At 74.2% G+C, this 23,217-nt stretch carries 24 protein-coding genes; 15 read left to right on the forward strand and 9 right to left on the reverse strand.

Annotated features, from left to right (window positions below; translation table 11 throughout):
• Positions 1-54: 54 nt before the first annotated feature.
• The 4 genes from ACFZAU_RS03310 to ACFZAU_RS03325 all read left to right on the forward strand — a co-directional run bounded on the left by ACFZAU_RS03310 (position 55) and on the right by ACFZAU_RS03325 (position 4,214).
• The gene (locus tag ACFZAU_RS03310) at positions 55-474 is read left to right on the forward strand and encodes a hypothetical protein (RefSeq protein WP_500550843.1); all 420 of its coding nucleotides are present in this window, start codon (positions 55-57) and stop codon (positions 472-474) included.
• Positions 475-550: 76 nt separating this feature from the next.
• Positions 551-2,806, forward strand: coding sequence for a protein translocase subunit SecD (secD, locus tag ACFZAU_RS03315; protein ID WP_500550844.1), 2,256 nt, complete (start codon positions 551-553; stop codon positions 2,804-2,806).
• Positions 2,807-2,918: 112 nt separating this feature from the next.
• On the forward strand, positions 2,919-3,743 hold the full coding sequence (locus tag ACFZAU_RS03320; protein WP_500550845.1) for an LLM class F420-dependent oxidoreductase: 825 nt from the start codon (positions 2,919-2,921) through the stop codon (positions 3,741-3,743).
• A gap of 30 nt (positions 3,744-3,773) precedes the next feature.
• The gene (locus ACFZAU_RS03325) at positions 3,774-4,214 is read left to right on the forward strand and encodes a TIGR03668 family PPOX class F420-dependent oxidoreductase (protein ID WP_500550846.1); all 441 of its coding nucleotides are present in this window, start codon (positions 3,774-3,776) and stop codon (positions 4,212-4,214) included.
• Between the two features lie 369 nt (positions 4,215-4,583).
• On the opposite strand, the gene ACFZAU_RS03330 is transcribed toward ACFZAU_RS03325, so the two are convergent.
• Both ACFZAU_RS03330 and ACFZAU_RS03335 read right to left on the reverse strand, forming a co-directional pair.
• A complete protein-coding gene (locus ACFZAU_RS03330; RefSeq protein WP_500550847.1) occupies positions 4,584-7,100 on the reverse strand; it encodes an excinuclease ABC subunit UvrA in 2,517 nt (838 codons plus the stop codon).
• Positions 7,101-7,248: 148 nt separating this feature from the next.
• Entirely contained in the window at positions 7,249-8,124 is an 876-nt protein-coding gene (locus tag ACFZAU_RS03335; RefSeq protein ID WP_500550848.1) for a LysR family transcriptional regulator, read from the reverse strand.
• A 291-nt stretch (positions 8,125-8,415) separates the two neighbouring features.
• On the opposite strand from ACFZAU_RS03335, the gene ACFZAU_RS03340 reads away from it, so the two are divergent.
• A complete protein-coding gene (locus tag ACFZAU_RS03340; RefSeq protein WP_499605093.1) occupies positions 8,416-9,273 on the forward strand; it encodes an aldo/keto reductase in 858 nt (285 codons plus the stop codon).
• Positions 9,274-9,331: 58 nt separating this feature from the next.
• Here ACFZAU_RS03340 and ACFZAU_RS03345 read toward each other — a convergent pair whose 3' ends face one another.
• Positions 9,332-10,099, reverse strand: a complete 768-nt coding sequence (locus tag ACFZAU_RS03345) for an NPP1 family protein (protein WP_500550849.1) — start codon at positions 10,097-10,099, stop codon at positions 9,332-9,334.
• A 166-nt stretch (positions 10,100-10,265) separates the two neighbouring features.
• Between ACFZAU_RS03345 and ACFZAU_RS03350 the strand changes: the two genes are divergently transcribed.
• The 3 genes from ACFZAU_RS03350 (at position 10,266) to ACFZAU_RS03360 (ending at position 12,366) form a co-directional block, all read left to right on the forward strand.
• Positions 10,266-10,424 (forward strand): hypothetical protein, encoded by a 159-nt coding sequence (locus ACFZAU_RS03350; protein ID WP_500550850.1) that lies wholly within the window; start codon positions 10,266-10,268, stop codon positions 10,422-10,424.
• A gap of 177 nt (positions 10,425-10,601) precedes the next feature.
• Positions 10,602-11,399: a VIT1/CCC1 transporter family protein gene (locus ACFZAU_RS03355; protein ID WP_500550851.1), complete on the forward strand. Its 798-nt coding sequence runs from the start codon at positions 10,602-10,604 to the stop codon at positions 11,397-11,399.
• Positions 11,400-11,493: 94 nt separating this feature from the next.
• A complete protein-coding gene (locus ACFZAU_RS03360; RefSeq protein WP_500550852.1) occupies positions 11,494-12,366 on the forward strand; it encodes an aldo/keto reductase in 873 nt (290 codons plus the stop codon).
• Positions 12,367-12,431: 65 nt separating this feature from the next.
• Here the strand turns inward: ACFZAU_RS03360 and ACFZAU_RS03365 are convergent, their stop codons facing one another.
• Positions 12,432-12,875, reverse strand: coding sequence for a hypothetical protein (locus ACFZAU_RS03365; protein WP_500550853.1), 444 nt, complete (start codon positions 12,873-12,875; stop codon positions 12,432-12,434).
• A 67-nt stretch (positions 12,876-12,942) separates the two neighbouring features.
• Between ACFZAU_RS03365 and ACFZAU_RS03370 the strand changes: the two genes are divergently transcribed.
• The gene (locus tag ACFZAU_RS03370) at positions 12,943-13,794 is read left to right on the forward strand and encodes a DUF3626 domain-containing protein (protein ID WP_500550854.1); all 852 of its coding nucleotides are present in this window, start codon (positions 12,943-12,945) and stop codon (positions 13,792-13,794) included.
• 105 nt (positions 13,795-13,899) lie between these two features.
• Entirely contained in the window at positions 13,900-14,628 is a 729-nt protein-coding gene (locus ACFZAU_RS03375; protein WP_500550855.1) for an HAD family hydrolase, read from the forward strand.
• Between the two features lie 147 nt (positions 14,629-14,775).
• Here the strand turns inward: ACFZAU_RS03375 and ACFZAU_RS03380 are convergent, their stop codons facing one another.
• Entirely contained in the window at positions 14,776-15,621 is an 846-nt protein-coding gene (locus ACFZAU_RS03380; protein WP_500550856.1) for a patatin-like phospholipase family protein, read from the reverse strand.
• A 323-nt stretch (positions 15,622-15,944) separates the two neighbouring features.
• Between ACFZAU_RS03380 and ACFZAU_RS03385 the strand changes: the two genes are divergently transcribed.
• A complete protein-coding gene (locus ACFZAU_RS03385) occupies positions 15,945-16,232 on the forward strand; it encodes a DUF6480 family protein (protein ID WP_500550857.1) in 288 nt (95 codons plus the stop codon).
• Positions 16,233-16,258: 26 nt separating this feature from the next.
• On the opposite strand, the gene ACFZAU_RS03390 is transcribed toward ACFZAU_RS03385, so the two are convergent.
• Entirely contained in the window at positions 16,259-17,197 is a 939-nt protein-coding gene (locus tag ACFZAU_RS03390) for an ion transporter (protein WP_500550858.1), read from the reverse strand.
• 427 nt (positions 17,198-17,624) lie between these two features.
• On the opposite strand from ACFZAU_RS03390, the gene ACFZAU_RS03395 reads away from it, so the two are divergent.
• A complete protein-coding gene (locus tag ACFZAU_RS03395) occupies positions 17,625-17,891 on the forward strand; it encodes a hypothetical protein (protein ID WP_499605079.1) in 267 nt (88 codons plus the stop codon).
• A gap of 271 nt (positions 17,892-18,162) precedes the next feature.
• Here the strand turns inward: ACFZAU_RS03395 and ACFZAU_RS03400 are convergent, their stop codons facing one another.
• Complete coding sequence (locus ACFZAU_RS03400) at positions 18,163-18,984, reverse strand: SAM-dependent methyltransferase (protein WP_500550859.1); 822 nt, start codon at positions 18,982-18,984, stop codon at positions 18,163-18,165.
• An 82-nt stretch (positions 18,985-19,066) separates the two neighbouring features.
• The gene (locus ACFZAU_RS03405) at positions 19,067-19,975 is read right to left on the reverse strand and encodes a Sco1979 family transcriptional regulator (protein ID WP_500550860.1); all 909 of its coding nucleotides are present in this window, start codon (positions 19,973-19,975) and stop codon (positions 19,067-19,069) included.
• 160 nt (positions 19,976-20,135) lie between these two features.
• On the opposite strand from ACFZAU_RS03405, the gene lplAB reads away from it, so the two are divergent.
• A complete protein-coding gene (gene lplAB / locus ACFZAU_RS03410; RefSeq protein ID WP_500550861.1) occupies positions 20,136-21,200 on the forward strand; it encodes a lipoate-protein ligase LplAB in 1,065 nt (354 codons plus the stop codon).
• A 217-nt stretch (positions 21,201-21,417) separates the two neighbouring features.
• Entirely contained in the window at positions 21,418-21,654 is a 237-nt protein-coding gene (locus ACFZAU_RS03415; protein WP_500462737.1) for a DUF2180 family protein, read from the forward strand.
• Between the two features lie 167 nt (positions 21,655-21,821).
• Here ACFZAU_RS03415 and ACFZAU_RS03420 read toward each other — a convergent pair whose 3' ends face one another.
• Positions 21,822-21,983 carry a hypothetical protein gene (locus tag ACFZAU_RS03420; protein WP_500550862.1) on the reverse strand — a complete coding sequence of 54 codons (162 nt, stop codon included), beginning with the start codon at positions 21,981-21,983 and terminating at the stop codon, positions 21,822-21,824.
• A 582-nt stretch (positions 21,984-22,565) separates the two neighbouring features.
• Between ACFZAU_RS03420 and ACFZAU_RS03425 the strand changes: the two genes are divergently transcribed.
• Positions 22,566-23,189: a MarR family winged helix-turn-helix transcriptional regulator gene (locus tag ACFZAU_RS03425; RefSeq protein ID WP_500550863.1), complete on the forward strand. Its 624-nt coding sequence runs from the start codon at positions 22,566-22,568 to the stop codon at positions 23,187-23,189.
• The last annotated feature ends 28 nt before the right edge of the window (positions 23,190-23,217 follow it).

Raw genomic sequence — 23,217 nt, forward strand, 5'->3', positions numbered from 1 at the left:
CGCCGCCCGGAGCACGTCCCGTCCCACCCCCGACGACCGGCGAGGAGGTGCCGCATGGCGGTGCGCCGTGCCCCCGCGACCCGCCCGCGCGGGCCCCGCCGGCCGGCGACCGCGGGCGCGGTGCTCGCCGCCCTTCTCGCCGTCCTCTGGCTCCTCGTCCCGGCCGCCGCGGCGGGCCCCGGGGACGCCCCGCCGCCGACCGCCGCCACCGGCGACCGGGACCCCGGGCCGCACGCCACCGCTGCGCACGCCGAGGGACCGTACGCCCCCTGTGCCGCGCCCGCCCGGGCGTGGCGCGACGCCCCGGGCGAGCGGCACGCACCCCCGCCCGGCGCCGCGGTCGCCCCCGGCCGGACCGGCCTCACCGGTCCGGCGTACGCCGCGACACGACCGGCCCCGGACCGCCAGGCCCGCCCGACCGCACACGCGGCGCCCTGCCGCGGACGCGCCCCGCCCTCCTCCACAGGCATCTGACGCTTCGTCACACCCTCGTCACGTCCCTTGCGCGGACCGCCCCTGTGCGGCTGCGCCATGCCTGCTGGAGGCCCCCGTGTCACGCGCCACGCGCGTACGGGCGTTGCTCGCCCTCGTTGCCGTCGCCCTGTCCCTCTACGTCGCCGCCACGGTCCCGGTCCGTCTCGGACTCGACCTGCGCGGCGGCACCCAGATCGTCCTGGAGACCCGCTCGACCCCCACGGCGCCCGCGGACGCCGAGGCCACCGCCCGTACCGTCGAGGTGCTGCGCGGCCGCGTCGACGCCCTCGGCGTCGCCGAACCCGCCATCGTGCAGTCGGGGGACCACCGGATCATCGTCGAACTGCCCGGTGTGCAGGACCCGGAGCAGGCCGCGGCCGTCCTCGGACGCACCGCGCAGCTCACCTTCCACGCCGTGCTCGGCACCGTCGGCGACGGCGGCGAGCCCCCCGCCCCGCCGCCGCCCGGGCGCCCCGCGGAACGCGTACTCGCCGACGAGTCCGGCCAGTCGCTCCGGCTCCGCGCCGCCTTGCTGACCGGCGGGGACGTCAAGGGCGCGCACGCCCGCTTCGACCAGGACACCGGCGCGGGCTGGACCGTCGACGTCGACTTCAAGGGCGAGGGCCGGGACAGGTGGGCGCGCCTGACCGGAGAGGCGGCCTGCCGCCCCGACGGCGATCCGGCCCGGCGCGTCGCGATCGTCCTGGACGACAAGGTGATCTCCTCCCCGCAGGTCGATCCCTCCGTCGCCTGCGGGACCGGCATCACCGGCGGCTCGACCCGGATCACGGGCACCTTCGACGACGCCGGGGCACGCGAACTGGCCCTGCTGATCAGCGGAGGCGCCCTCCCCGTCCCCGTGGAGACCGTCGAGCAGCGCACCGTCGGCCCCACGCTCGGTGCGGCGGCCGTCACGGCCGCCGTGTGGGCCGCGGCCATCGGCACCGTGCTGACCTCGCTGTTCGTCATCGCCGTCTACCGGCTCGTCGGCGCCCTGGCCGTCGTCGCGCTCGCCTGCTACGGCCTGGTCTCCTACGCCGCGCTGGCCGCCCTCGGCGCCACCCTCACCCTGCCGGGGCTCGCGGGCTTCGTCCTGGCGATCGGCATGGCCGTGGACGCCAACGTGCTCGTCTTCGAACGGGCCCGGGAGGAGTATGCGGCGCGGCGCCGCGCGAGCCTGGGCTCCGCGCTGACCGCGGGCTTCCGGAACGCCTTCAGCGCCGTCGCCGACACCAACGTCACCACCCTCATCGCTGCCGCGCTGCTGTTCTTCCTGGGCTCCGGGCCCGTACGCGGCTTCGGCGTCACGCTCGGCATCGGTGTCCTGGCGTCCATGCTCAGCGCCCTGGTGATCACCCGGGCCCTCGCCGGCCTGGCCGTGGCCCGCCCGTCCCTGCGCCGGCGCCCGCACCTGTCCGGCATCGCGGGCATCGGCACCGTACGGCAGTGGATCACCCGGCGCGACCCCGACCTGATGCGGCGCCCGAGGCGCCGGCTCGCCGTGTCCGTGGCGGTCCTCGTCCTGGCGGGCTCGGGCCTCCTCGTACGGGGTGCCGACCTCGGGGTGGAGTTCACCGGCGGCCGGCTCATCGAGTACGCCACGGACCGGCCGGTGAGCGCCGACCGGGCACGCGAGGTCCTCGCCCGGGAAGGGTTCCCCCGGGCGGTGGTGCAGACCTCGGGCGAGGACCGCCTCACCGTGCGCACCGCGGAGCTGACCGAGGCGGAGGAGGACCGCGTCGCCGCCGCGATCGGCGGCCTCGGCGGCCACGTGGAAGAACTCCGCGACGAGTCCGTGGGTCCGGGCATCGGCGAGGAGCTGCGCCGGGGCGCCGTCATCGCCCTCGTCGTGGCGCTGGCCGCCCAGCTCGTCTACCTGGCGGCCCGGTTCCGCTGGACGTTCGGCGCGGCGGCGGTGGTCGCCATGGCGCACGACGTCGTCGTCCTCGTCGGGGTGTTCGCCTGGCTCGGCAAGCCCGTCGACGGCGTCTTCGTCGCGGCCCTGCTCACCGTCATCGGCTACTCCGTCAACGACTCCGTCGTCGTCTTCGACCGGGTCAGGGAACTGGCCCGGCGCGACCGGGGACGCCCCTTCGCCCGCGTCGTCAACACGGCCGTCCTGCAGACGGTGCCCCGCACCGTCAACACCGGGATGGGAGCGGCGTTCATCCTCGCCGCGCTCGCCGTGCTGGGGGAGGGGTCGCTCGCGGACTTCGCGCTGGCCCTGCTCATCGGGCTCGCCGTGGGCACCTGCTCCTCGGTGTTCACCGCCGCGCCGCTCGCCGTGGAACTGCACGGGCGCGGGCGGGCGCCGAGGGCGGCGCGCCGCTGAGCCGCACCCGGCGCGATGCTCCTCCCGGGTGGTCGTGGCCGCACGGCCACCGGGGAGGGGTAGGGAGCACAGCGGGGCCCACCCCCTCGCCGCCGCAACCCACGGAGCCGTCGTGAAAATCGGGATCTCGACCTTCATCACCGACCAGGGCGTCCGCCCCGCCCCGCTCGGCACCGCGCTGGAGGAACGGGCGTTCGACTCGCTCTTCATCGCCGAGCACAGCCACATCCCCGTCCGGCGCGAGAGCCCCTACCCCGGGGGCGGCGAGCTGCCGGACATGTACTACCGCACCCTCGACCCCTTCGTCGCCCTGTCCGCGATCGCGGCCGTCACCCGGCGCCTGCTGCTGGGCACCGGGATCGCGCTCGTCCCGCAGCGCGACCCGATCCACACGGCCAAGGAGGTGGCCTCCCTCGACCTGGTCTCCGACGGCCGCGCCGTCTTCGGCGTGGGTGTCGGCTGGAACCGCGAGGAGATGCGGAACCACGGGGCCGACCCCGCCTCGCGCGGGCTGCTCACCGACGAACGCCTGCGCGCGATCCGCGAGTTGTGGACCTCGGACGAGGCCGAGTTCCACGGCCGGTTCGTCGACTTCGACCCCGTCTTCGCCTGGCCCAAGCCGGTGCAGCGGCCGCACCCCCCGATCTACGTCGGAGGCGGCGAGGGCGGGTTCCGCCGGGTCGCCGAGTTCGGCGACGCCTGGCTCGCCAACAGCAACGCGCCGGACGACCTCGGCCCGCGCATCGAGCGGCTGCGCGAGGTCGCCGGGCGGGACGTGCCCGTGACGGTGTACGGGGTCCGGGGCGGCGCGGAGCAGCTCGAGGGCTACCGGCGGCTCGGCGTCGAACGGGTCCTGCTGTACCTGCCGACGCTGCCCGAACCGGAGACCCTGACGCACCTGGACCAACTGGCGTCGCTCGCCGACGGGTTCCGCTGACCGGGCCGGCCGCGACGAGGGGAGGGCCCGATGCCGGCCCTGACGGACGGCGAGGCGCGCGAGCGCTTCGCCGCGGCACGCGTCGCCCGCCTGGCCACCACCGACGCCGCCGGCACGCCGCACCTGGTGCCGGTGGTCTTCGCCGTGGACGGCGACACGGTCGCGCTGGCCGTCGACCACAAGCCCAAACGGACGACGCGCCTCAAACGCCTGGCCAACATCGAGGCCAATCCCTCGGTGTGCCTGCTCGCGGACCACTACGACGAGGACTGGGACCTGCTGTGGTGGGCCCGCGCCGACGGCACGGCCCGCGTCCTCCCGCCGGCCGGCGGCCCGGGCGGAGGATCACCCGCGGCCGCCCGCTGCGTCGACCTGCTGACCGCCAAGTACGGCCAGTACGCCGGCCGTCCGCCCGCGGGACCCGTGGTCGAGATGTCCGTACGGCGCTGGAGCGGCTGGCGCGCCGCCTGAGCCCACGGGCGACGGGGGCCGCCGGAGGACGGGCGTTGCCGCCGTTCGGTGTGCCGCCGAACCCCCGGACCACCGGGCGGCGGGCCAGGTCGGCTGGGCGTACCGCGGCCGGGCGCCGGGCGCTGGGCGGTGCGGCCGCAGCGGCTCTGCGCGTTGCGCGTCGGGGTTGTCCACCGCGAGGGCCGAACCGCCGAAGTCGCCGCCGGGAGCGGCGCCACTGGGCACCGCGGATCGGTGACGTCACCTGGAGCGCGGCCGGCCGGACCCGGCCGTGCGGGCAGGCTGCGCGGGCGAGGGGACGGACGGTGGGCCGGCATCCGGCGGCCCGGACCGGTCGGCCTCGCCCCGTCCGCACAGGCCGTCAGCCCGTCAGCCCGTCAGCCGGCGTGCCAGGTAGGGCGCCGTACGGCTGCCGTCCGCCCGGGCCACCTGGGCGGGACGTCCGGTGGCGACGATCCGCCCGCCCGCGTCCCCGCCGTCGGGGCCCAGGTCGATCACCCAGTCGGCGCCCGCCACGACGCCCATCTCGTGCTCCACCACGAAGACCGAGTGCCCGGCGTCGACCAGCCCGTGCAACTGCCGCATCAGCAGCTCCACATCGGCCGGGTGCAGCCCCGTCGTGGGCTCGTCCAGCAGGTACACGGTGTGCCCGCGGCGGCCGCGCTGCAGCTCCGAGGCGAGCTTGATGCGCTGCGCCTCGCCGCCCGACAGTTCGGTGGCGGGCTGCCCCAGGCGCAGGTAGCCCAGCCCGACCTCCTGCAGGGTGCGCAGGCTCCGGGCGACCGGGGGGACGTCTGTGAAGAAGCCGGCCGCGGCGTCCACGGTCATGCCGAGCACCTGCGCGACGTTCCGCCCCCGGTAACGGACCGCCAGCGTCTCCTCGTTGTAGCGGTCCCCGTGGCAGGTGCGGCACGGGGCGTACGTGCCGGGCAGGAACAGCAGCTCGACGGCGACGAAGCCCTCGCCCTGGCAGGTCTCGCAACGGCCGCCCGCGACGTTGAAGGAGAACCGCCCCGCCCTGTAGCCGTGCCGCCGGGCGTCGTCGGTGGCCGCGAAGAGCTTGCGCACCGCGTCGAACAGGCCGGTGTAGGTGGCCAGGTTGGAGCGCGGCGTGCGGCCGATGGGCTTCTGGTCGACCCGCACCAGGCGGTCGACCGCCCGCAGTCCCTCCGCCACGACGCCTGACGCCGGGCCGCCTCCGGCACCGTCCCACGCGTCGCCGTCCTCGTCGGCCCCGGGGGCGTCCGCGGGGTCCGGCGCGTCGTCCGCGGTGGCGGCCGGGCCCAGGTGTTCGGTGAGCACCCCCGCGAGCACCCCCACCAGGGTGGACTTGCCCGAACCCGACACCCCTGTGATCGCCGTGAACACCCCGAGGGGCAGCTCGACGTCCACGCCGCGCAGGTTGTGCCGCGTGATGCCGCGCAGGCCCAGCCACGACGACGGCTCCCGTACCGCTCGCCCGGCGGCCGGATCGGGGCCCGAGGCGAACAGGAAGCGGCGTGTGGCGGACTCCGCGACCGCCTCCAGCCCGTCCACCGGGCCGCTGTAGAGCACCCGGCCGCCGTGCTCGCCCGCGAGCGGCCCGACGTCCACGATCCAGTCCGCCCGGCGCACCACGTCCATGTCGTGCTCGACGACGAACACCGAGTTCCCCGCGTCCCGCAGCCGCACCAGCACCGTGAGCAGCGCCTCGCTGTCCGCCGGGTGCAGCCCGGCCGAGGGTTCGTCGAGCACGTAGACGACACCGAACAGGCCGGAGCGCAACTGGGTCGCCAGGCGCAGGCGTTGCAGCTCGCCGGGGGAGAGGGTGGGGGTCGTGCGGTCCAGGCTCAGGTAGCCCAGGCCGAGTTCGGTGACGACCTCGATCCGGGCGACGAGGTCGGCGCAGAGCGTCCGGGCGATCTGCCGCTGCGGGCCCTCGGGGAGGTCGTCCACCGCGCCCCGCGCGGCCGGGCGCAGGACGTCGGCGAGCCGCGCGAGCGGCATCGCGTTGAGCTCGGCGATGTTCCGTCCGGCGAAGGTGACGGCCAGGGACTCCGGGCGCAGCCGGCTGCCGCCGCAGGCGGGGCAGAGCGAGCTCTCCAGGAACCGTTCCGCGCGGGCCCGCAGCGCCGGGCTCTTGGAGTCGGCGAAGGTGTGCATCACGTAGCGCCGCGCGCTCTGGAACGTCCCCTGGTACGGACGCTGGATCCGGCCCGCCTCCCGCACCGGGTGCACGGTCACCACCGGCTGCTCGTCGGTGAACAGGATCCACTCCCGGTCACGCGGGGGCAGGTCGCGCCACGGCCGGTCGACGTCGTGGCCGAGGGTGCGCGTGACGTCCCGCAGGTTCTTGCCGTGCCAGGCGCCCGGCCAGGCGGCGATGGCCCCCTCCTGGATGCTCAGCGAGGGGTCCGGGACCATCAGTTCCTCGGTGGCCCGGTGCACGCGGCCGAGCCCCTGGCACACCGGGCAGGCGCCGGCGGCCGTGTTGGGCGAGAAGGCGTCGGAGTCCACGGGGTCCGCGCCCCGCGGGTAGCGGCCCGCGCGGGAGAAGAGCATGCGCAGCGTGTTCGACAGCGTCGTCACCGTGCCCACGTAACTGCGGGAGGTCGGTGCCCCGCGGCGCTGTTCCAGGGCGACCGCCGGTGGCAGCCCCAGGACGTCGTCGACCGCGGGGGCACCCACCTGGTGGATGAGGCGGCGGGCGTACGGGGCGACGGACTCGAAGTAGCGGCGCTGCGCCTCCGCGTAGATCGTGCCGAACGCGAGCGAGGACTTGCCCGAGCCGGAGACCCCGGTGAACACCGCCAGCGCGTCCCGCGGGACGTCCACGTCGACGTCGCGCAGGTTGTGCTCGCGGGCGCCGCGCACCCGGACGTACGGGTCGTGGGCCGAGCTGTTCATGCCCCTCCGGGGAACGGCGTACCGGTACGGGACGGACGCGCGGCGCCGCGCCGCCCCCGGCACCAGTGTGCGCGCCGGCGGGGGCGCCCGCAGGTCAGCGGCGGGGCCGCCGGCCGGGGCGCGGCAGGCGACGTCACGGCAGGCGACGTCACGGCAGGTAGGACAGCAGCGTTCGGGCGGCGGGGGAGACCCGGTCCTCCTGGGGCAGGGCCGCCGACACCTCCCAGACGTGTTCCTCGGCGCCCGCCAGCGGCACGGTGCGCAGCCCCGCGGCGTGTTCCTTGCGCGCGATGGGCCGCGGCACGACGGCGATCCCGAGCCCGTGGTGGACGAGGTCGATCAGGCTGTGCACGTCGTTGACCTCCAGGGCGACCCGGCGCTGCACGCCGTTCGCGGCGAAGGCCCGGTCGGTGAGCCCGCGCGCGCCCCAGTCGGGGTGGAAGTCCACGAACTCCTCGCCGCCGAGGTCCGCCCAGCCCGCCGTCTCCGCCCCGGCCAGCCGGTGCCCGGGATGGCACAGCAGGACCATCGGGGCCCGGGTGATCGGCTTCAGCCGCACCCCCTCGGGCGCCTCGCCGCTCAGCGCCGTGAACGCCACGTCCAGCCGGCCGCCGGTGATGTCCTGGACCAGGGCGGCCGACCCGGCCTGCCGCAGCCGGACCTCGACGCCCGGGTGCCGGACGCGGAAGCGCGCCAGCAGCGCCGGCACGTCGACGCCGGCCAGGCACTGCTCCGTGCCGATGGTGAGCACACCGCGCATCAGTCCCTGCACGGCCGCCACCGCCTCCTTGGCGGCGCGTACGCTCGCCAGCGTCCGGCCGGCCTCGTCCAGCAGGGCCCGGCCCGCCGCGGTCAGCTCCACGCTGCGGGTGCTGCGCACGAACAGCGGGGTCCCGAGCTCCTGCTCCAGGGCGCGCACGGAGGCGGACAGGCCCGACTGCGAGATCATCAGACGCTCTGCGGCACGGGTGAAGTGGTGCTCCTCCGCGACCGCGACGAAGTACTCGAGATGGCGTAGCTCCATGATTCAGAAGCCTAGCTCCTGAATGTGTTCGCTTTCTTCTATTGGACGTGTGGCCGCAGCTCCGGCGAGGCTTGACCCCGTGCCCGCACGGCCGCGGCCCGTTCCCGTCCGTGCCGGCACGCCAACAGCGCTCCATCCGTACGCGATCGGTACGCCTTCCGTACGCGTTCCCTACGCGTTCCCTACGCGGGCCCTACGCGGGCCCTACGCGTTCTTCACGCGGGCCGCGCGGGATCCGTACGCGGTCGGTACGCGAGAGCCGAGACGCAAGCCGAGAAAGGCCACGGACACATGCAGACTCGACGCATCGGCGACACCGAGGTCAGCGCGATCGGTCTGGGCGGCATGCCCATGTCCATCGAGGGCCGGCCGGACGAGGCACGGTCCGTCGACACCATCCACGCGGCGCTCGACGCCGGTGTGACGCTGATCGACACGGCGGACGCCTACCACCTGCACGCCGACGAGGTCGGCCACAACGAGACCCTGATCGCCAAGGCGCTCGCCTCCCACGGGCGCGGATCCGAGGTCCTCGTCGCCACCAAGGGCGGCCACCTGCGCCCCGGCGACGGCAGCTGGACCCTGGACGGCTCGCCCGAGCACATCAAGCGGGCCTGCGAGGACTCGCTGCGCCGGCTGGGCGTCGAGGCGATCGGCCTGTACCAGTTCCACCGCCCGGACCCCAAGGTCCCGTACGCGGAGTCCGTCGGCGCGGTGCGCGACCTGCTCGACGAGGGCAAGATCCGCATGGCCGGCGTCTCCAACGCGAACCCGGAGCAGATCCGGCAGGCCGGCGAGATCCTCGGCGGCCGCCTGGTCTCCGTGCAGAACCAGTTCTCCCCGGCCTTCCGCTCCAGCGAGCCGGAGCTCGAGCTGTGCGACGAGCTCGGCATCGCCTTCCTGCCCTGGAGCCCGCTCGGCGGCATCTCCCGGGCCCACGAACTCGGCTCGGCCTACGCGCCGTTCGCCCGGGTCGCGCAGGCCCACGGGGTCAGCCCGCAGCGCGTGTGCCTGGCGTGGATGCTCGCCAAGTCCCCGTACGTGATCCCGATCCCGGGCTCCAGCCGCCCGGAGACCATCCGCGACTCGGTCGCCGCGGTGGAACTCGTGCTCACCGCCGAGGAGATCGCGGAGCTCGACGCCGTCTGACGGATGTCCGTGGCCGGGACGGGTCGGGGCGGTGCGCCGCCCCGTCCCGGCGCACGCGTCAGGCGTTCGGGTCGAACGGGATGCCCGCCGGCTTGGCCTTCGCCAGGTGGGCGTTGAAGTTGCCGTCCTTCAGGCCGAACACCGCGCTGCCGAAGTCGGCCTGGCTCAGCTTGTCGCGCAGGCCCGCGGGGTAGCCGTTCCAGCCGATCAGGTCGGGGAACTGCCAGCCGTGGTAGTGGTTCTCCGGCGGCTCGTCGTTGGTGTTGGCGGGACGGAAGCAGTGCGTGCTCGCGCCGTCCTTGTGGTAGACGACCTTGGGGTGCGTCCCGTCCCAGCGGATCTGGTCGCGGCCGTAGACGTTGAAGTTGCCGTGCGCCGAGGTGGACACGTACTGCGCCTGGTCGTCCTTCACCCAGACCACGACGTGCTCCCAGTCGTGGCGGTGGCCCCCGAGGCTGATGCCGGGTATGGCCTGGTCCTTCTCGAAGTACAGCCCGTAGATGACGGCGCACCAGCCGTTGTTGCACTTGTAGCGGGCGTAGCCGTTGGTGTTGTCCAGGTCGGACTGGTCGCGGCAGTTGCCGTTGAGGGCGCCGGTGGGGTTCAGGCCCGGGTTGATCGTCCCGTCGGGGCCGATGGCGGGGGTGGCGTAGCAGCCGTCCGTGTCGTAGTCGAACGCCGGCTGGAACGTCTGCTCCAGGCCGTCCGCGTTGGCGGGCAGGGCGGTGGGCGGGGCGGCGAACGCCGGACCCGCAAGGGCGATAACCAGCGCGACCGCGCTGCCGACGACAGCCGGGATCCTGCCGAGACGCGAGCTTGTCTTCACTTGCTTCCTCCTGGTCGACCGCGGTGGGGGTATGCACGGCCTGATTGACATGCCCGGATCACCCTGGCCGAACCGCGTTGACGCGTCGAGCCTCGCCGGATGTCCCCTTGATGAAGCGTCAACCAATAGCGGGGGCAAGCGCCGTCGGCTGCCGCGCACCGGGACCGTGTCGAAGTACGCAGCGCCTGCCGCCCTGTTGCTGCTACTCCTGACCGCGTGCACCGCCGTGGACTTCGATGCCGTCGCGCTGGAGGGCCGCCCCGAGGTCCGCGAGGCGATCCTCGACGCCACGGGTTACGGCAGCCTCGGGGATGCGGTGGGCTGACGGGCGGTCGGACGGACGAGTACGGCAGGACGTGGGCACCGACTGCGGGCCCGGGGACCGGGGCCGCGACGGGACCGACCCGGCACGCCCCTCCCGACACACCGCCCCGGCGGCGTTCGGCGTCCCGCACCAGGCGCGACCGTAGCCTGATGCGACGAGTGCCGAGGAGGCTGTGGCATGGCATCGACGGGGCCGGACTGGTCGGTGCTCGCACCGCGCTGGGACCCCGCCGGGCGCAGCGCGGAGGGCGACGCCGCCGCGGAGGCCGAACTCGCGGCGCCGGCCCGCACCGCCCACCGCGTCACGGGCGGCGGAATCCGGGCGGCCCTGCTGGGCGTCAACGACGGCCTGGTCACCAACCTCTGCCTGATCCTCGGCATCGCCGGCGCGAGCGCCGCTCCCGGGACCGTACGGCTGACCGGCATCGCGAGCCTGCTCGCAGGCGCGCTGTCCATGGCCGCGGGGGAGTGGGTCTCCGTACGCAGCCGGCGGGAGATCGCCGGCGGCATGGAGGACGCGCTCCACCGGGCGTGGACCCTGTCGCCCCCCGTCGTGCCGGCGCACATGACGCGCCGCATGCGCGACCGCGGCCTCGACAAGGAGACCGCGGTGCGGGCCAGCCGGGGCATCGTCGTGGCCCGGCGCACCACCCGGCAGACGACCCTGCGCATCCTCTTCGGCGTCAGCGCCCAGGAGGCCGGATCGCCCATGGTCGCGGCCGTCAGCTCGCTGCTGCTCTTCGCGACCGGGGCCTTCGTGCCGCTGGTGCCGTGGTTCCTCACCTCGGGAACGGGCGCGGTGGCCGCGTCGGCCGCCGTGACGGCCCTCGCCTCGCTCCTCGTCGGCGCCGTCCTCGGCTCCGGCGCCGGCCCGCGCAAGGCGGCCTGGACCGCGGCACGCCAACTGCTGATCGTCGCCGCCGCCTCGGCCGTGACGTACTTCCTCGGCGTCCTGGGCGGGCACGCGGTGAGCTGACGGCGGCCGGTCGGCGTACTCCGCCGCGCGCGGAGCGGGCGCTTCGCCGATGCTGGTGAGCAGCGGTCCGCGGGCACGACGCGAGGAGACCCCCATGACATCCATGAGCGCGGAGGCCGGCGCCCAGGACTCCGGCACCTTCCACCTCGGCGGCGACCTGCCCGTCCACCGGCTGGGCTACGGGACGATGCAGCTCACCGGCGAGGGGGTGTGGGGCGATCCCCGGGACCCCGAGGAGGCCGTACGCGTCCTGCGCCGCGCGGTCACGCTCGGCGTCACCTTCATCGACACCGCGGACTCCTACGGCCCCTTCACCGCCGAGCTGCTCCTGCGCAAGGCCCTCCACCCGTATCCGCCGGACCTGGTGATCGGCACGAAGGCGGGCTTCGTACGTCCCGGCCCCGGCCGGTGGGTCGCGGTGGGCCGGCCCGCGTACCTCAGGCAGCAGGTCGAGCTGAGCCTGCGCCACCTGGGCGTCGAACGCATCGACCTGCTCCAGCTGCACCGCGTCGACCCCGAGGTGCCCGTCGCGGACCAGGTCGGCGAACTGGCCGCCATGCAGCAGGAGGGCAAGATCCGCCACATCGGGCTCAGCGAGGTGAGCACCGCCCAGATCGAGGAGGCCTCGAGGACGGCCACCGTCGTCTCCGTCCAGAACCGCTACAACCTCGCCGACCGCGCGTCCGAGGACGTCCTCGCCCACGCCGAGCGGCACGGCATGGCCTTCATCCCCTGGTACCCGCTCGCCACGGGCGGACTGGCCCGCGAGGGCGGCCCCCTGGACCGCATCGCCGAGGCGCACGGTGCCCAACCGTCCCAGCTCGCCCTCGCCTGGTTGCTCAGGCGCTCACCGGTCATGCTCCCCATCCCGGGCACGTCCAAGGTCGCGCACCTGGAGAACAACGTCGCCGCCGCAGGCATCCGGCTCACCGACGAGCAGTACGAGCAGCTGACGGCAGCGGTCTGACGCGGGCACGGCTCCCCGGGACGGAGGGCGTACGCCGCCACCGGGCCGGGGACGTACCGGCGCCGTCAGGAGCCCTGGGTCTTCCGGCACTGCTCCCGGGGGTCGTGGGCGTCGACCTCGCCGCCGAGGTTCAGGACGCGGCCCTGGAGTTCGTCCGCGTCGTCCGTGCCCTCGGAGGCGGCACCGGCCTGCAGGTCGGCGAGTTCGAGCCGTGCCGAGGTCTGCTCCGACACCCAGGAGAGCCCCAGGGCGAGTTCCTGCCAGTCCGAGTCGAGGCGGGCGGCCTGGGCCGCCTGGCGCGCGCTGTCCTGGAGAGCCGGTACGACCCTGCTGCGGATCGTCTCACGGCCGTCGGGAGTGTCGAAGTCGGACGGGAGGAACATCTCGTACCTCATGCACGCCTCGGCGGCGAGTTCGCGCGCCCGGTCGGCGTCGCCCGATCCGCAGGCGCCGAGGGAAGCCGTCACGGCGAGGAGGAGGGCGCAGACGCCCAGGGATGATCTTTGCATGGTCACATCATCCCGGAGCCGGGGATACCGCGTGCGGACGCCCCACCCTCCGCGGGACACTGCGGGGATGACGCCCGACGCCGCCGCCCCGACCCCGCGCGAGCGGGCCCTGCGCCATGTGGCGGGGTTGTCGTCGGGGCCTCCGGTGGATCCGGCACTGCGGGTGACGCTGAACTTCCACCCCGACCGGGCGGCGCGCGGCGAGCCGTTGCTCGCGGCCCTGGCCCAAGGCGGGCTCTACCTCTCGCAGTTCGCCACGGGGACGAGCAACGGCGGACTGACCGCCCGCCCGGGAGGCGACCGTTGGCGGTGGGAGAGCCGCATCTTCGCCGGCGCGTACGACGCCGCGCCCGCCGCCGATCGCCCCGTGTACGGGGCGCTGAACTTCCGCCGCAAGGCGATCGGCGCCGCACCGCGGTTCGGCTCCGCCCACCTCCGCCTGACCGCCCGGACCCTGGCGCGGACGACCTTCTGCTACCCCGACAGCTTCTTCGAGCCCACGGACTTCGGCGTCCGGGAGCGCATGGGCCTGATCGCGCTCGCCCTGGCCGACTCCAAGGACGCCCTGGACGACTACGTCGAGGCGCAGGTCCACGGGCCGGTGCGGCTGGACCGCGACGTCGAGGCGCTGGTGCTGGACCCGTGCTACCGGGGCACGGCCGTCGAGGACGCCGCCCGGCGGCTGCCGTGCCCCCTGGAGTGGCACGGCGGCTTCCGGCTCACCGTCGAGCAACTCAGGCTCCGGCCCGCGTACCGCGGTCAGGAGTACGTGGACCTGGGCGCCGCGATCGCCGTCGACGGGGCGCTCGACCCGCGCGTCGTGGGGGCGGCCGCCGCCACCGGTCGCCACGACCCGCAGGCGCTCAAGAAGGTCTGGCACTGCCTCGCCCGCTTCGGCACGGCTCCCGACGGCACCTGACGCCACGCCGGGCGTCCCGCGGCTGCGGAACCCGGTCCCGCCTCGGAGTACCGGCCCGTGAGCCCGGGTGGCCTCGTGTCCGCCCCGATGCGATAGGAAGATCGAATGACACACCCTCCCGTCCATGGTCCCGAAGGTCCCCTGCGTGCCACGGCCGTCGACTTTGAGCCCCTGCCCGTCCGCGCCGTGCTCTTCGACTTCTCCGGCACCCTGTTCCAGATCGCCTCGTACGCGGACCGGATTCGCGCGGCGCTCGGACGGCCCGTGGACGAAGCGGAGATGGACCGGCTGCTGGACGGGCTGGCGGCGGGGCTCACGGATCCCGAGGTCGTGCGTGCGCAAGCGGGCCGGGACGTCTCCTCGGAGGCGCACCGTCACGCCTTCACGACCTGGTACGCCTTTGTGCCGGAACTCGCGCCCCACGCCGGCGTGCTCTACGACCAGCTGCGGTCACCCGGGCACTGGCTGCCGTACGCCGACGCGGGCACCACGTTGGAGGCCCTGCGGGGCGCGGGCATCGCCCTGGGAGTCGTCAGCGACGTGGGCTGGGACCTGCGGCCGACCTTCACCCACCACCGGCTCGACCACCACTTCACCGCGTGGGTGCACTCCTACGCCTACGACACCGAGAAGCCCGACCCCATCCTGTTCCACCAGGCGTGCGGCGTGCTGGGCGTCGACCCGTCCGAGACGCTGATGGTGGGCGACCACCCCGCCAAGGACGGCGGCGCGGCAGGTGCGGGGCTGCGCTCGTACGTCCTGCCGGCCGGCGCCGCCCCCGGTGCGCGCCGAGGCCTGGACGCGGTCCTCCGGCTGGTCGGGGTGCGTTTCTGAGCCGGTGTCGGCAACCCGGATCGTGTAGGTCACACGAGGGGCCCTCTTCGCGCGCCGGACGATCGGCAAGGGGCGGTCTCCGCGCGGGGTGTTGGGCGGGTTCACCGGCGACGGCGTTCGCGATGCCGCGGGCACAGGCCCCGGTGGTCATGTGCGGCTCCACTCGAGCCGCAGCTCGCGGCCCTGGGCCCGACCCGCTTCGGCGGCGGGGCGGCGGGTGGCGGGGTCGAGCGGGTTCGTGCCGATCGCCGCCACCGACGCCTCGTCCGGTCCGACCATGGCGACCTCCGCCCCGGCGGCCCGCAGTTGGGCCACGGCCTGCTCCAGCGGCCGCTCGCTGGGGAACAGCTCGGCGGTCCCCATCGGCAGGATGGCCAGCACACGCGACGCCCCCGCGGCGTAGTCGGCGTTCGATGCCGACCGCACACCGCCGTCGACGAAGCGGCGCCCGTCGATCGTCACGGGCGGCCAGATCCCCGGCACCGCGCAGCTCGCGGCGACGGCGTCGACGAGGTCCACCCCGGACGAGGCGTCGAAGACCTGCGGCCGGCCCGTGTGGGCTTCCACCGCCACGATCCGCACCGTCCGGGACGCGGGCCAGTCGTGGGAGGGGAGCCGCGACGCGATCACCCGTCGCCGTTCGGCCTCCGGCACGGTTTCGGCGCCGAGGGCGTACTCACCGACCGCGCGCCGCATGTCGGGGACGGAGGCGGCGCCCTGGAGCACCTCGGCGATGCCCGCGCCGAAGTCCGTCAGGTCGACCTCCGCCATGATCTCGGCCGACTGGAGTCCCGGCTCGGTCTGCCGGGCGTAGAGCTCGTCCAGGGAGAGCCCGCTGCCCAGTTGCGCCGCGACGGTCGCCCCCGCCGACGTCCCGACCAGCACCTCGGCGCCCGTCACGTCCTGCCCCGCGTCCGCGAGCCCCGCCAGCAGTCCGGTGGTCCAGGCGATCCCGGCGACGCCCCCGCCGCCGAGCACCAGTGCGTCGGTCATCTTCCGTCCTCTTCCTCGGTGTTGTCCGCGCGAGCCCTCGCCCCATCCTCTCCCATGCCGCCCGGATCCACCGGTCGCACGAGGGGCAGGGTGCCGTCGGCGACCGTGGGTGACCGGACGCTCACCGACGTCGCCCGGGGTGCCGGGTTCCCTGATCGTGGATCCCTTCGGGCGGATATACGATGAATTGCCCGGGCAGTGGGCAGCGGAGACCACCGCGGACCGAGCCGAGGACCCTGAGGGTGCCGGCTGCCGCCGCCCGACGTGACGCCGTGCGGAATGGGCCTGACCCGCCCGCCAGAGGAACGTCCGGAGTGGTGAGCATGTCCGACACACTGATGACCCCCCGGCCCTTGACGGGCCCCATGATCGGCCCGGCCTTCGGTGCCACGGCCGGCACCGCGGCCCGGCCCGCGCCCGCCCTGCACCCGCACCGCGAACGGACGGAGCCGACGCCGACGCCGGCCTGCGAGGAGAGCACCACGGCCGGCATCTCGTTCACCGAGCCCCCGGAGGTCCCGAAGGCGTGGGAGGTCGTGGCCCTGGTGGCGATCTTCGCCGTCACGCTCCTGATCGCCGTGGGGTTGTTCGCCCGGATCTTCTCGCTCTGACACCCCCGTCGGCCCCGTGGGGGGCCTCAGGTGGGGGACGGCGACGCCTCCGCACGTCCGCCGACCGCGGCGGGGGCGGGCGCGGGGGCGGCCTCCGGGCCGTCGCTCCGCGCGCCGGCGAGTGCCAGCCCCGCCTCGAGTTCGTCCAGGGCCCGCCGGGCGGTGGCGATGCGTTCGCGCAGGTGGTCGGACGTCCCGCCGTCGTGCGTGTGTTCCTGGGCCTCCCGCTCGTGCTCCAGCTGCCTGGCCTCCTCCAGCGAGCTGATCACCACGCCGATGAGCAGGTTGACCAGCACGAACGAGCCGAGCAGTACATAGGAGGCGTAGTAGAGCAGGCTCCAGCGCGAGATCTCCAGGCCGCCGCGGACCGCGTCCCCGATGCCGTCCAGGGTGATCAGCAGGAAGAGCGACAGGGAGGCTCGTCCGATGGACCCGTAGTGCTCGGGGTCGGCGTCGGCGAAGAAGACCCAGCCGGTCATGGCGTAGACGTACAGCAGCAGGGTGCCCACGAGCAGGAAACTGAACGTGCCCGGCAGGCTCTTGCCGACGGCGACGATGATGATGCGCAACTGGGGCAGGAAACGGGCCGCGCGCACGACCCGGGCCAGCCGGAGCAACCGCAGCACCGTGGCGTTCTCGCGGGCGAAGGGCAGGTACGCCAGGGTCACGACGGCCAGGTCGAAGACGTTCCACGGGTCGCGGAGGAAGTCCCGGGGGCGGTCGGCGTGCGCGCAGGCCCGTAAGAGCACCTCGGCGGTGAAGACCGCCAGGAAGCCGTGCTCCACCAGTTTCAGGGCGCCGTGCCAGCGCCCGGTGATCCCGTCGTAGGTCTCGACGCCGAGGACGGCCGCGTTCGCCAGGACGAGGACGAAGACGGTGACGCCGAACCACTCGGAGTCGACGATGCGACGGCAGCGCACGGCGAGCGCCGCTCGGCCCGGGGGAGTGGCAATGTGTTCTGCCATGTGCGTGTACCCGGTCCTCCGCTGCCGCCTGCCCTGCCGATCCGACTGAAGTCGATCTTATGCCGGGTGGGGACGCCGGAGGGGCCGCTCCGGCACGGAACTGCCGTTCGGACGTGGGCGGTTCGGCGCACGGCGCGTCGACCGGAGGGCCTGGGTCGGAAGCCGGGGGACCCGCACCGTCGCGGATCCGCCGCCGGGACGGGAATGACCGCCTCCGCCCGGCGGTTGCAGCGGGGAGCGGGTGACCGGTGGCGGGAGTACGCCTGCCTGGCGCCGTGGGGGCCGTGACAGCGGTCGGGGTCCCCGCGCGGGCGCCGGCGAGCGGCGACCGGCACCCGCCTGCTTCCCGCGCCGGTCCGGCGCCCTCCGGACCGGCGCGGGCTCCGCGTCCGGGGGATTGTCGGTGCCGGGTGGCACCGTGGAGCACATGGACGAGCTGATACGACCCAGGGTCTACGGTGCCGACGTCGACGACCCGGATCCGGGCCCGCGGCCCGGGCACGTCTACCGGGAGCTGGTCGGCGGCCCGCTGGACGGGCTGCTGCTCGACGTGACCGGCTGGACCGGGCCGCAACACCTCGCGGGTGCCGAGCTGCGCACCGACATCGGGCGTTTCGGCGCGGGCGGGCGCGCCCGGTACGCCCCGCGGGAAGGGGACCCCGTCCACTGGGACTGGTGCGGTGACAGCCGCTGACCACGCGCTCGTGCCCGGCGTCCCGGACGTCCCGTCACACAGGTGCCCACCGCGCGGGGTTGCGCATCGGCACGGGCGGAACACCGTGCTGCACCCGGGTGGAACGCGCGCGGAACCCGGGTGGGTCAGTCCGGCTCGCCGGATCACGCCGCGGGGTGTCTGATGAACACAGCGGTCCCGGGGCCCCGGAGTGGCCCCCGGCGGTCCCGGGCCGCTCCTCTCGTCGCGCGCGGCCGTGTTCGGGACCCGCCCGGCGCGGGGCGCTCCGCGGCTACGGCTTCCGGGCCATCCCGGCGGCGATGAGGCGCTCCCAGACGGTGAGTTCACGCTCGGCGTCGCCGATGCGCGCGACACCGTCGTCCGGGTCCGGGCGCCACAGCGACGCGGCGACGATGCCCGGCTCCAGGAGCTCCAGGCCGTCCAGCAGGTCCTCGATCTCCTTGTCGGTGCGCCACCGGCCGCGGCCGAAGGTCTGCTGCAGGATGCGCTCCGACTCGGCGGTCTCCGGGTTGTTGCCGGACCGGAAGTGGCTCACGAAGAAGTAGCTGCCGGAGGGCACTTGGTCCCGCCAGTAGCCGACGATGCCGGCCGGGTCCTCGTCGTCGTTGACGTGGTGGAGGATCGCGCTGAGGATGACGGCCACGGGCTCGTCGAAGTCGATCACCTCGAGGGTGTCCGAGTGGTGGCGGATGACGTCGGGCTCGCGTATGTCGGCCTGGATGACCCGCGTGTCGTCGTTCTGCTCCAGCAGCGCCCGGCCGTGGGCGAGGACGATCGGGTCGCTGTCCACGTACACCACCGTGGAGCCGGGTGCGTGCCGCTGGGCGACCTGGTGGACGTTGTCCGCGGTCGGCAGACCGCTGCCGAGGTCGACGAACTGCCGTACGCCGGTCGTGGTGGCGATCTCCCGGATCGCGCGGATCAGCGCGGCGCGGTTGGCGAAGGCGATCGCCACCGAGCCCGGCAGGTCCTTCTTGAACACGTCGCCGATCTCGCGGTCGACGGCGTAGTTGTCCTTGCCGCCGAGCAGGTAGTCGTAGACGCGCGCGATGCTTGGTCTGGTCTGGTCGACCCAGGAGACGTCGTCCGTCATGACAACCATCCTTCTCCGCGATGACGCCGGGCAACCGTCATCCTAGGGAAGATCGCGCACGGTTCACCCCCGGCGGCGGTGCTCAGTCCATCCGGTCGATGAGCCGGGTGAGGATCCGGCCGGTGTTGCGCGGCGGCTGCGACTCGGCCGCGAGCCGGTCCATGACGGTCAGGTAGTGCTCCACGTCGTCCTGCTTGTCCAGGTAGAGCGCGCTCGTCAGCTGCTCCAGGTAGACGATGTCGGGCAGGTCGGGCTCGGAGAAGCGCAGGATGGTGACGGGGCCGCCCGCGGCGGCGAGGCCGCCGATGTCGAACGGGGCGATCTGCAGCGTCACGTTGGGGAGCGCGGCGACCTTCATCAGGTGCTCCAGCTGACCGCGCATCACATCCACGCCGCCGAGCGGCCGGTGCAGACAGGCCTCGTCGAGGACGACCCACAACTGCGGCGCGTCCGGCCTGGCGAGCAGGTCCTGACGGGTCATCCGCAGGTCGACCCGGCGGCCGATCTCCCGCTCGGTCGCGCGGGGATGGCCGAGCCGGGTGACGGCCCGGGCGTACGCCTCGGTCTGCAGCAGGCCCGGCACGAACTGCACCTCGTAGGTGCGGATGGTGTGCGCGGCCTCCTCCAGGCCGATGTGCGTCTCGAACCAGCTCGGCAGGACGTCGGCGTACTGGTGCCACCAGCCGGGGTTGTTGGCCCGGCGGGCCAGCGCCAGCAGGTCGGCGCGCTCCTGCGCGTCGGTCACTCCGTACAGAGTGAGGAGGTCGGCGACGTCGCGCTCCTTGAAGCCCACCCGCCCCAGCTCCAGGCGGCTGATCTTCGCGTGTGACGCGCGGATGGCCTCGCCGGCCGCCTCGCGGCTGATCCGCCGGGACTCGCGCAGCCTGCGCAGCTGCGTTCCCAGGACGATGCGCAGCACGGTCGGTCCCCCGCGCTGCACGGCGAGCGGCGAACCGGTGGCGGGCTCGTGGCCCGGCCGGGCGGCAGTCATGTCGGATCCCCCTGAACGACTGGTTGCGGACTCAGTGTTCCATCGCGGGCGCCCTCAGTACAGGCACATCGGCACCACGGCCGTGCGTGCCGCGCCCGCCCCGTCCGTGCCCGGGGCAGCGCCCGGGACTAAAGAGGCGGCCGGGACGGTTGTCGTCGGCATGCACGGTGAGTACAAGGTGCCCGGTGGGAAGCTCGTGGTCGTGGACCTCGACGACCACGACGGGATCCTCAGCAACGTCCGCGTCGCAGGCGACTTCTTCCTCGAGCCGGACGAGGCGATCTCCGCCATCGACCGCGCCCTCGAGGGCGCTCCCGCCGACACCGACGCCGCCGGCCTCGCGACCCGGATCGAGGCCGCGCTGCCCGAGGGAACGGTCATGTACGGCCTGACCGCGGAGGGGATCGCCGTCGCCGTACGGCGGGCCCTCGCCCAGGCCACGGACTGGACCGACTACGACTGGCAGCTGATCCACGAGGGACCGCAGTCCCCGGCCCTGCACATGGCCCTCGACGAGGTTCTGACCGCGGAGGTCGCGGCCGGCCGCCGCCCGCCGACCCTTCGCGTGTGGGAATGGGGTGCCCCGGCGGTCGTGATCGGCAGCTTCCAGTCCCTCGCCAACGAGGTCGACGCGGACAACGCCGCGCGCCACGGTCTGACCGTCGTCCGGCGGATCTCGGGCGGCGGCGCGATGTTCGTGGAACCCGGGAACACCATCACCTACTCCCTCTCGGTCCCGGCCTCCCTGGTGTCGGGGCTGTCGTTCGCCGACTCCTACGCCTACCTCGACGACTGGGTCCTCGACGCCCTGGGCGACATGGGCATCAAGGCCTGGTACCAGCCGCTGAACGACATCGCGACCGAGGCCGGCAAGATCGCCGGCGCCGCGCAGAAGCGCGTGGTCGCCCCGGACGGCGGGGCGGGGGCGGTCCTGCACCACGTGACGATGTCCTACGACATCGACGCCGGCAAGATGCTGGAGGTGCTGCGCATCGGGCGGGAGAAGATGTCCGACAAGGGCACGCGCAGCGCGCAGAAGCGCGTCGACCCGCTGCGCCGCCAGACCGGGCTGCCGCGGGAGGCCGTCATCGACCGCATGATCGAGTCCTTCCGCGCCCGCTACGGCCTCACGGACGGGAGCGTCACCGGCGAGGAGCTGGGGCGCGCCGAGGAACTCGTCGCGGCGAAGTTCGGCTCCCCGGAGTGGACCGCCCGGGTGCCGTGACGCCGGGTGCGGTGGCGGCGCGTGCCGCTACCCGGCCGCGTGCCGTGATCTGCCGGGACGCAGTGGCCCCGGCGGGTGTCCCGAGCCCGTCGGTGCCACGTTGACATTACTCACTTTTGCACTGGGCAATGATATTCTGGAAGCAGGTCCCGGTGCGGAAGTCCCCGTGGAACCGCGGGGCGGGGCCGGGTTGTCGCACGCGAAGGGAGCGTGCCCGATGTACTGCTTCGACTGCCTCCTGGGCGACCGGCCCGCCACCGCGGTGGCGGTGTGCCGGCAATGCGGCGCCGGCGTCTGCGCGGAGCACGCCCGCGTCAAGGGTGTCTCCGTCGAACGTCTCGCGGCCATGGGGATGGCCACCTCCCACAAGGCGGCGCGCGAGATCACCTGCCCGACCTGCGCGGCCGCGCGGGAGAGCGCGGTGGCGGAGACGGCGCGCTTCAAGGTCACCTGACCCCGGGGCGGGCGGCGGGTCCGCCCGCCCCGCGTCGCGCCCGTTCCGGGGCGCGGCGCGCATCTGCCTCCGCTTGTGGCTTGGTCCGGGTGCCGGCTCGGGTTCGCGCGCGTCGGCTTCGGCACCCCGTTGGTGCGCCCGGCCGCGTCCCCCCGTCGCCGTGAGGCTCAGCGCACGGCCCGGAAGTCCTGCCGGTCGGTCCGGGTGCCCGGACGCGACTCCGTGCGGACGCCCTGTCCCGCGAGCGGGGCACGCCACAGCGGGACGACGACCAGGGTGCCGTCCGTGCTACCACCAGTGCCGCCCGAAGAGGGGAGCGGGCCGTTCATTTCTGCCTCCGGTTCCGTTGTGATCGAACGCAGGGAGACAACCGGAAGTCATCCTTCCGGTATTCCGGTGAACAGCGGTGGGGAAGGTCACAGGAATGCGCCGGGCGTCGGAGCGGTGTCCCCGCATGGGCGGCGGCGGGAATCCGGACGCTTTTCCCGTGTGGGCAGTGCTATGTGACGGCGCGTTCGTTATCGCTGGTCCGGCGTGGTGAGGCCAGGTTGAATTTGACAGGACGCGTCGTCCCGTGTCCACGGGCAGACGGCTTCCCCGCACCGTCCGGGGTGATTTCCGGAACGAAATTCCCGGCAGACCCGCCGCGGGCTTCCCGGGCACTGAACTCACTGTTTTCGGCCGCCGCCGCCCCGAGGCGCCGATTCCCGATCGGCTCACCCACGCCGCCCCGGCCGCCCCGCGCGCCCCCGACGGCGCGTCCCGTCAGGGACGTGCGGCGACGGCGTCCTCCGACGTGGCGGACGCGGCCGCGTGCCGGGAGGGCAGCAGCCGTGCGGCCAGATCTTATGCGGGCAAGATGGTCTGTCAAGCAGACTATATGTCGTACCGAAGTGAATTAGGGTGTGTTCGTGACGTCACAGCGCAGCCTCGGTGCGGAGGCCCCGGAGCCCGGCGCTTCCGGCGTGTCCGGTCCGTCCGGCCCGTCCGGTTCATCGGTCCCGTCCGGCCTGGACGACGACTTCGGCCTCGCCATCGGTGCGGTCTTCCGTGCGTACGCCAAGGCGGTCGACGCCGCCGTCGGCGACATCCCGGGCGGCCCGCGCGGCTACTTCGTGCTCGCGGCCGCGGCCGCCGGCGAGGCGGGCAGCCAGAAGTCCCTCGCCGAACGCCTCGGCGTCGACCGGACGGTGATGACCTACCTCCTGGACGACCTGGAGGCCGCCGGTCTCGTGGAGCGCAGGCCGGACCCCGCCGACCGCAGGAGCCGGCACGTGTTCGCCACCGAACGCGGCGCCGGGCACTGGGAGGAACTGCGCGCCCGCGTGGGTCTGGTCGAGCGGCACCTGCTCGGCGTCCTGCCGGAGGAGTCGCGCGAGGCGTTCCGCGGCATGCTGTGCACCCTCGCCCGTCATGTGACCGGGCGCGACGCGATGACCGACCCGTGCCAGGTCGTCGTCGAGTTCGGGATCGCCGAAGAGGCGCCCCGCCCGTCCCGTTCGCCCCGCCGCGGACGGCGCGGCTCCGCGAACTGACCGCCGGGGGTGCCGTGGAGGCACCCCC

The sequence above is a fragment of the Streptomyces sp. NPDC008238 genome, assembly GCF_042956445.1.
Lineage (GTDB): Bacteria > Actinomycetota > Actinomycetes > Streptomycetales > Streptomycetaceae > Actinacidiphila.

Bases quoted from the DNA above. Each gene is read 5' to 3' on its own strand.
- ACFZAU_RS03390 (WP_500550858.1), bottom strand. From the start codon at position 17,197: ATGGCAGAACACATTGCCACTCCCCCGGGCCGAGCGGCGCTCGCCGTG.
- ACFZAU_RS03400 (WP_500550859.1), bottom strand. From the start codon at position 18,984: ATGACGGACGACGTCTCCTGGGTCGACCAGACCAGACCAAGCATCGCG.
- ACFZAU_RS03380 (WP_500550856.1), bottom strand. From the start codon at position 15,621: ATGACCGACGCACTGGTGCTCGGCGGCGGGGGCGTCGCCGGGATCGCC.
- ACFZAU_RS03340 (WP_499605093.1), top strand. From the start codon at position 8,416: ATGCAGACTCGACGCATCGGCGACACCGAGGTCAGCGCGATCGGTCTG.
- lplAB (WP_500550861.1), top strand. From the start codon at position 20,136: ATGCACGGTGAGTACAAGGTGCCCGGTGGGAAGCTCGTGGTCGTGGAC.
- ACFZAU_RS03415 (WP_500462737.1), top strand. From the start codon at position 21,418: ATGTACTGCTTCGACTGCCTCCTGGGCGACCGGCCCGCCACCGCGGTG.
- ACFZAU_RS03365 (WP_500550853.1), bottom strand. From the start codon at position 12,875: ATGCAAAGATCATCCCTGGGCGTCTGCGCCCTCCTCCTCGCCGTGACG.
- ACFZAU_RS03310 (WP_500550843.1), top strand. From the start codon at position 55: ATGGCGGTGCGCCGTGCCCCCGCGACCCGCCCGCGCGGGCCCCGCCGG.
- ACFZAU_RS03385 (WP_500550857.1), top strand. From the start codon at position 15,945: ATGTCCGACACACTGATGACCCCCCGGCCCTTGACGGGCCCCATGATC.
- ACFZAU_RS03395 (WP_499605079.1), top strand. From the start codon at position 17,625: ATGGACGAGCTGATACGACCCAGGGTCTACGGTGCCGACGTCGACGAC.
- ACFZAU_RS03325 (WP_500550846.1), top strand. From the start codon at position 3,774: ATGCCGGCCCTGACGGACGGCGAGGCGCGCGAGCGCTTCGCCGCGGCA.
- ACFZAU_RS03405 (WP_500550860.1), bottom strand. From the start codon at position 19,975: ATGACTGCCGCCCGGCCGGGCCACGAGCCCGCCACCGGTTCGCCGCTC.
- ACFZAU_RS03335 (WP_500550848.1), bottom strand. From the start codon at position 8,124: ATGGAGCTACGCCATCTCGAGTACTTCGTCGCGGTCGCGGAGGAGCAC.
- ACFZAU_RS03375 (WP_500550855.1), top strand. From the start codon at position 13,900: ATGACACACCCTCCCGTCCATGGTCCCGAAGGTCCCCTGCGTGCCACG.
- ACFZAU_RS03330 (WP_500550847.1), bottom strand. From the start codon at position 7,100: ATGAACAGCTCGGCCCACGACCCGTACGTCCGGGTGCGCGGCGCCCGC.
- ACFZAU_RS03420 (WP_500550862.1), bottom strand. From the start codon at position 21,983: ATGAACGGCCCGCTCCCCTCTTCGGGCGGCACTGGTGGTAGCACGGAC.
- ACFZAU_RS03355 (WP_500550851.1), top strand. From the start codon at position 10,602: ATGGCATCGACGGGGCCGGACTGGTCGGTGCTCGCACCGCGCTGGGAC.
- ACFZAU_RS03370 (WP_500550854.1), top strand. From the start codon at position 12,943: ATGACGCCCGACGCCGCCGCCCCGACCCCGCGCGAGCGGGCCCTGCGC.
- ACFZAU_RS03360 (WP_500550852.1), top strand. From the start codon at position 11,494: ATGACATCCATGAGCGCGGAGGCCGGCGCCCAGGACTCCGGCACCTTC.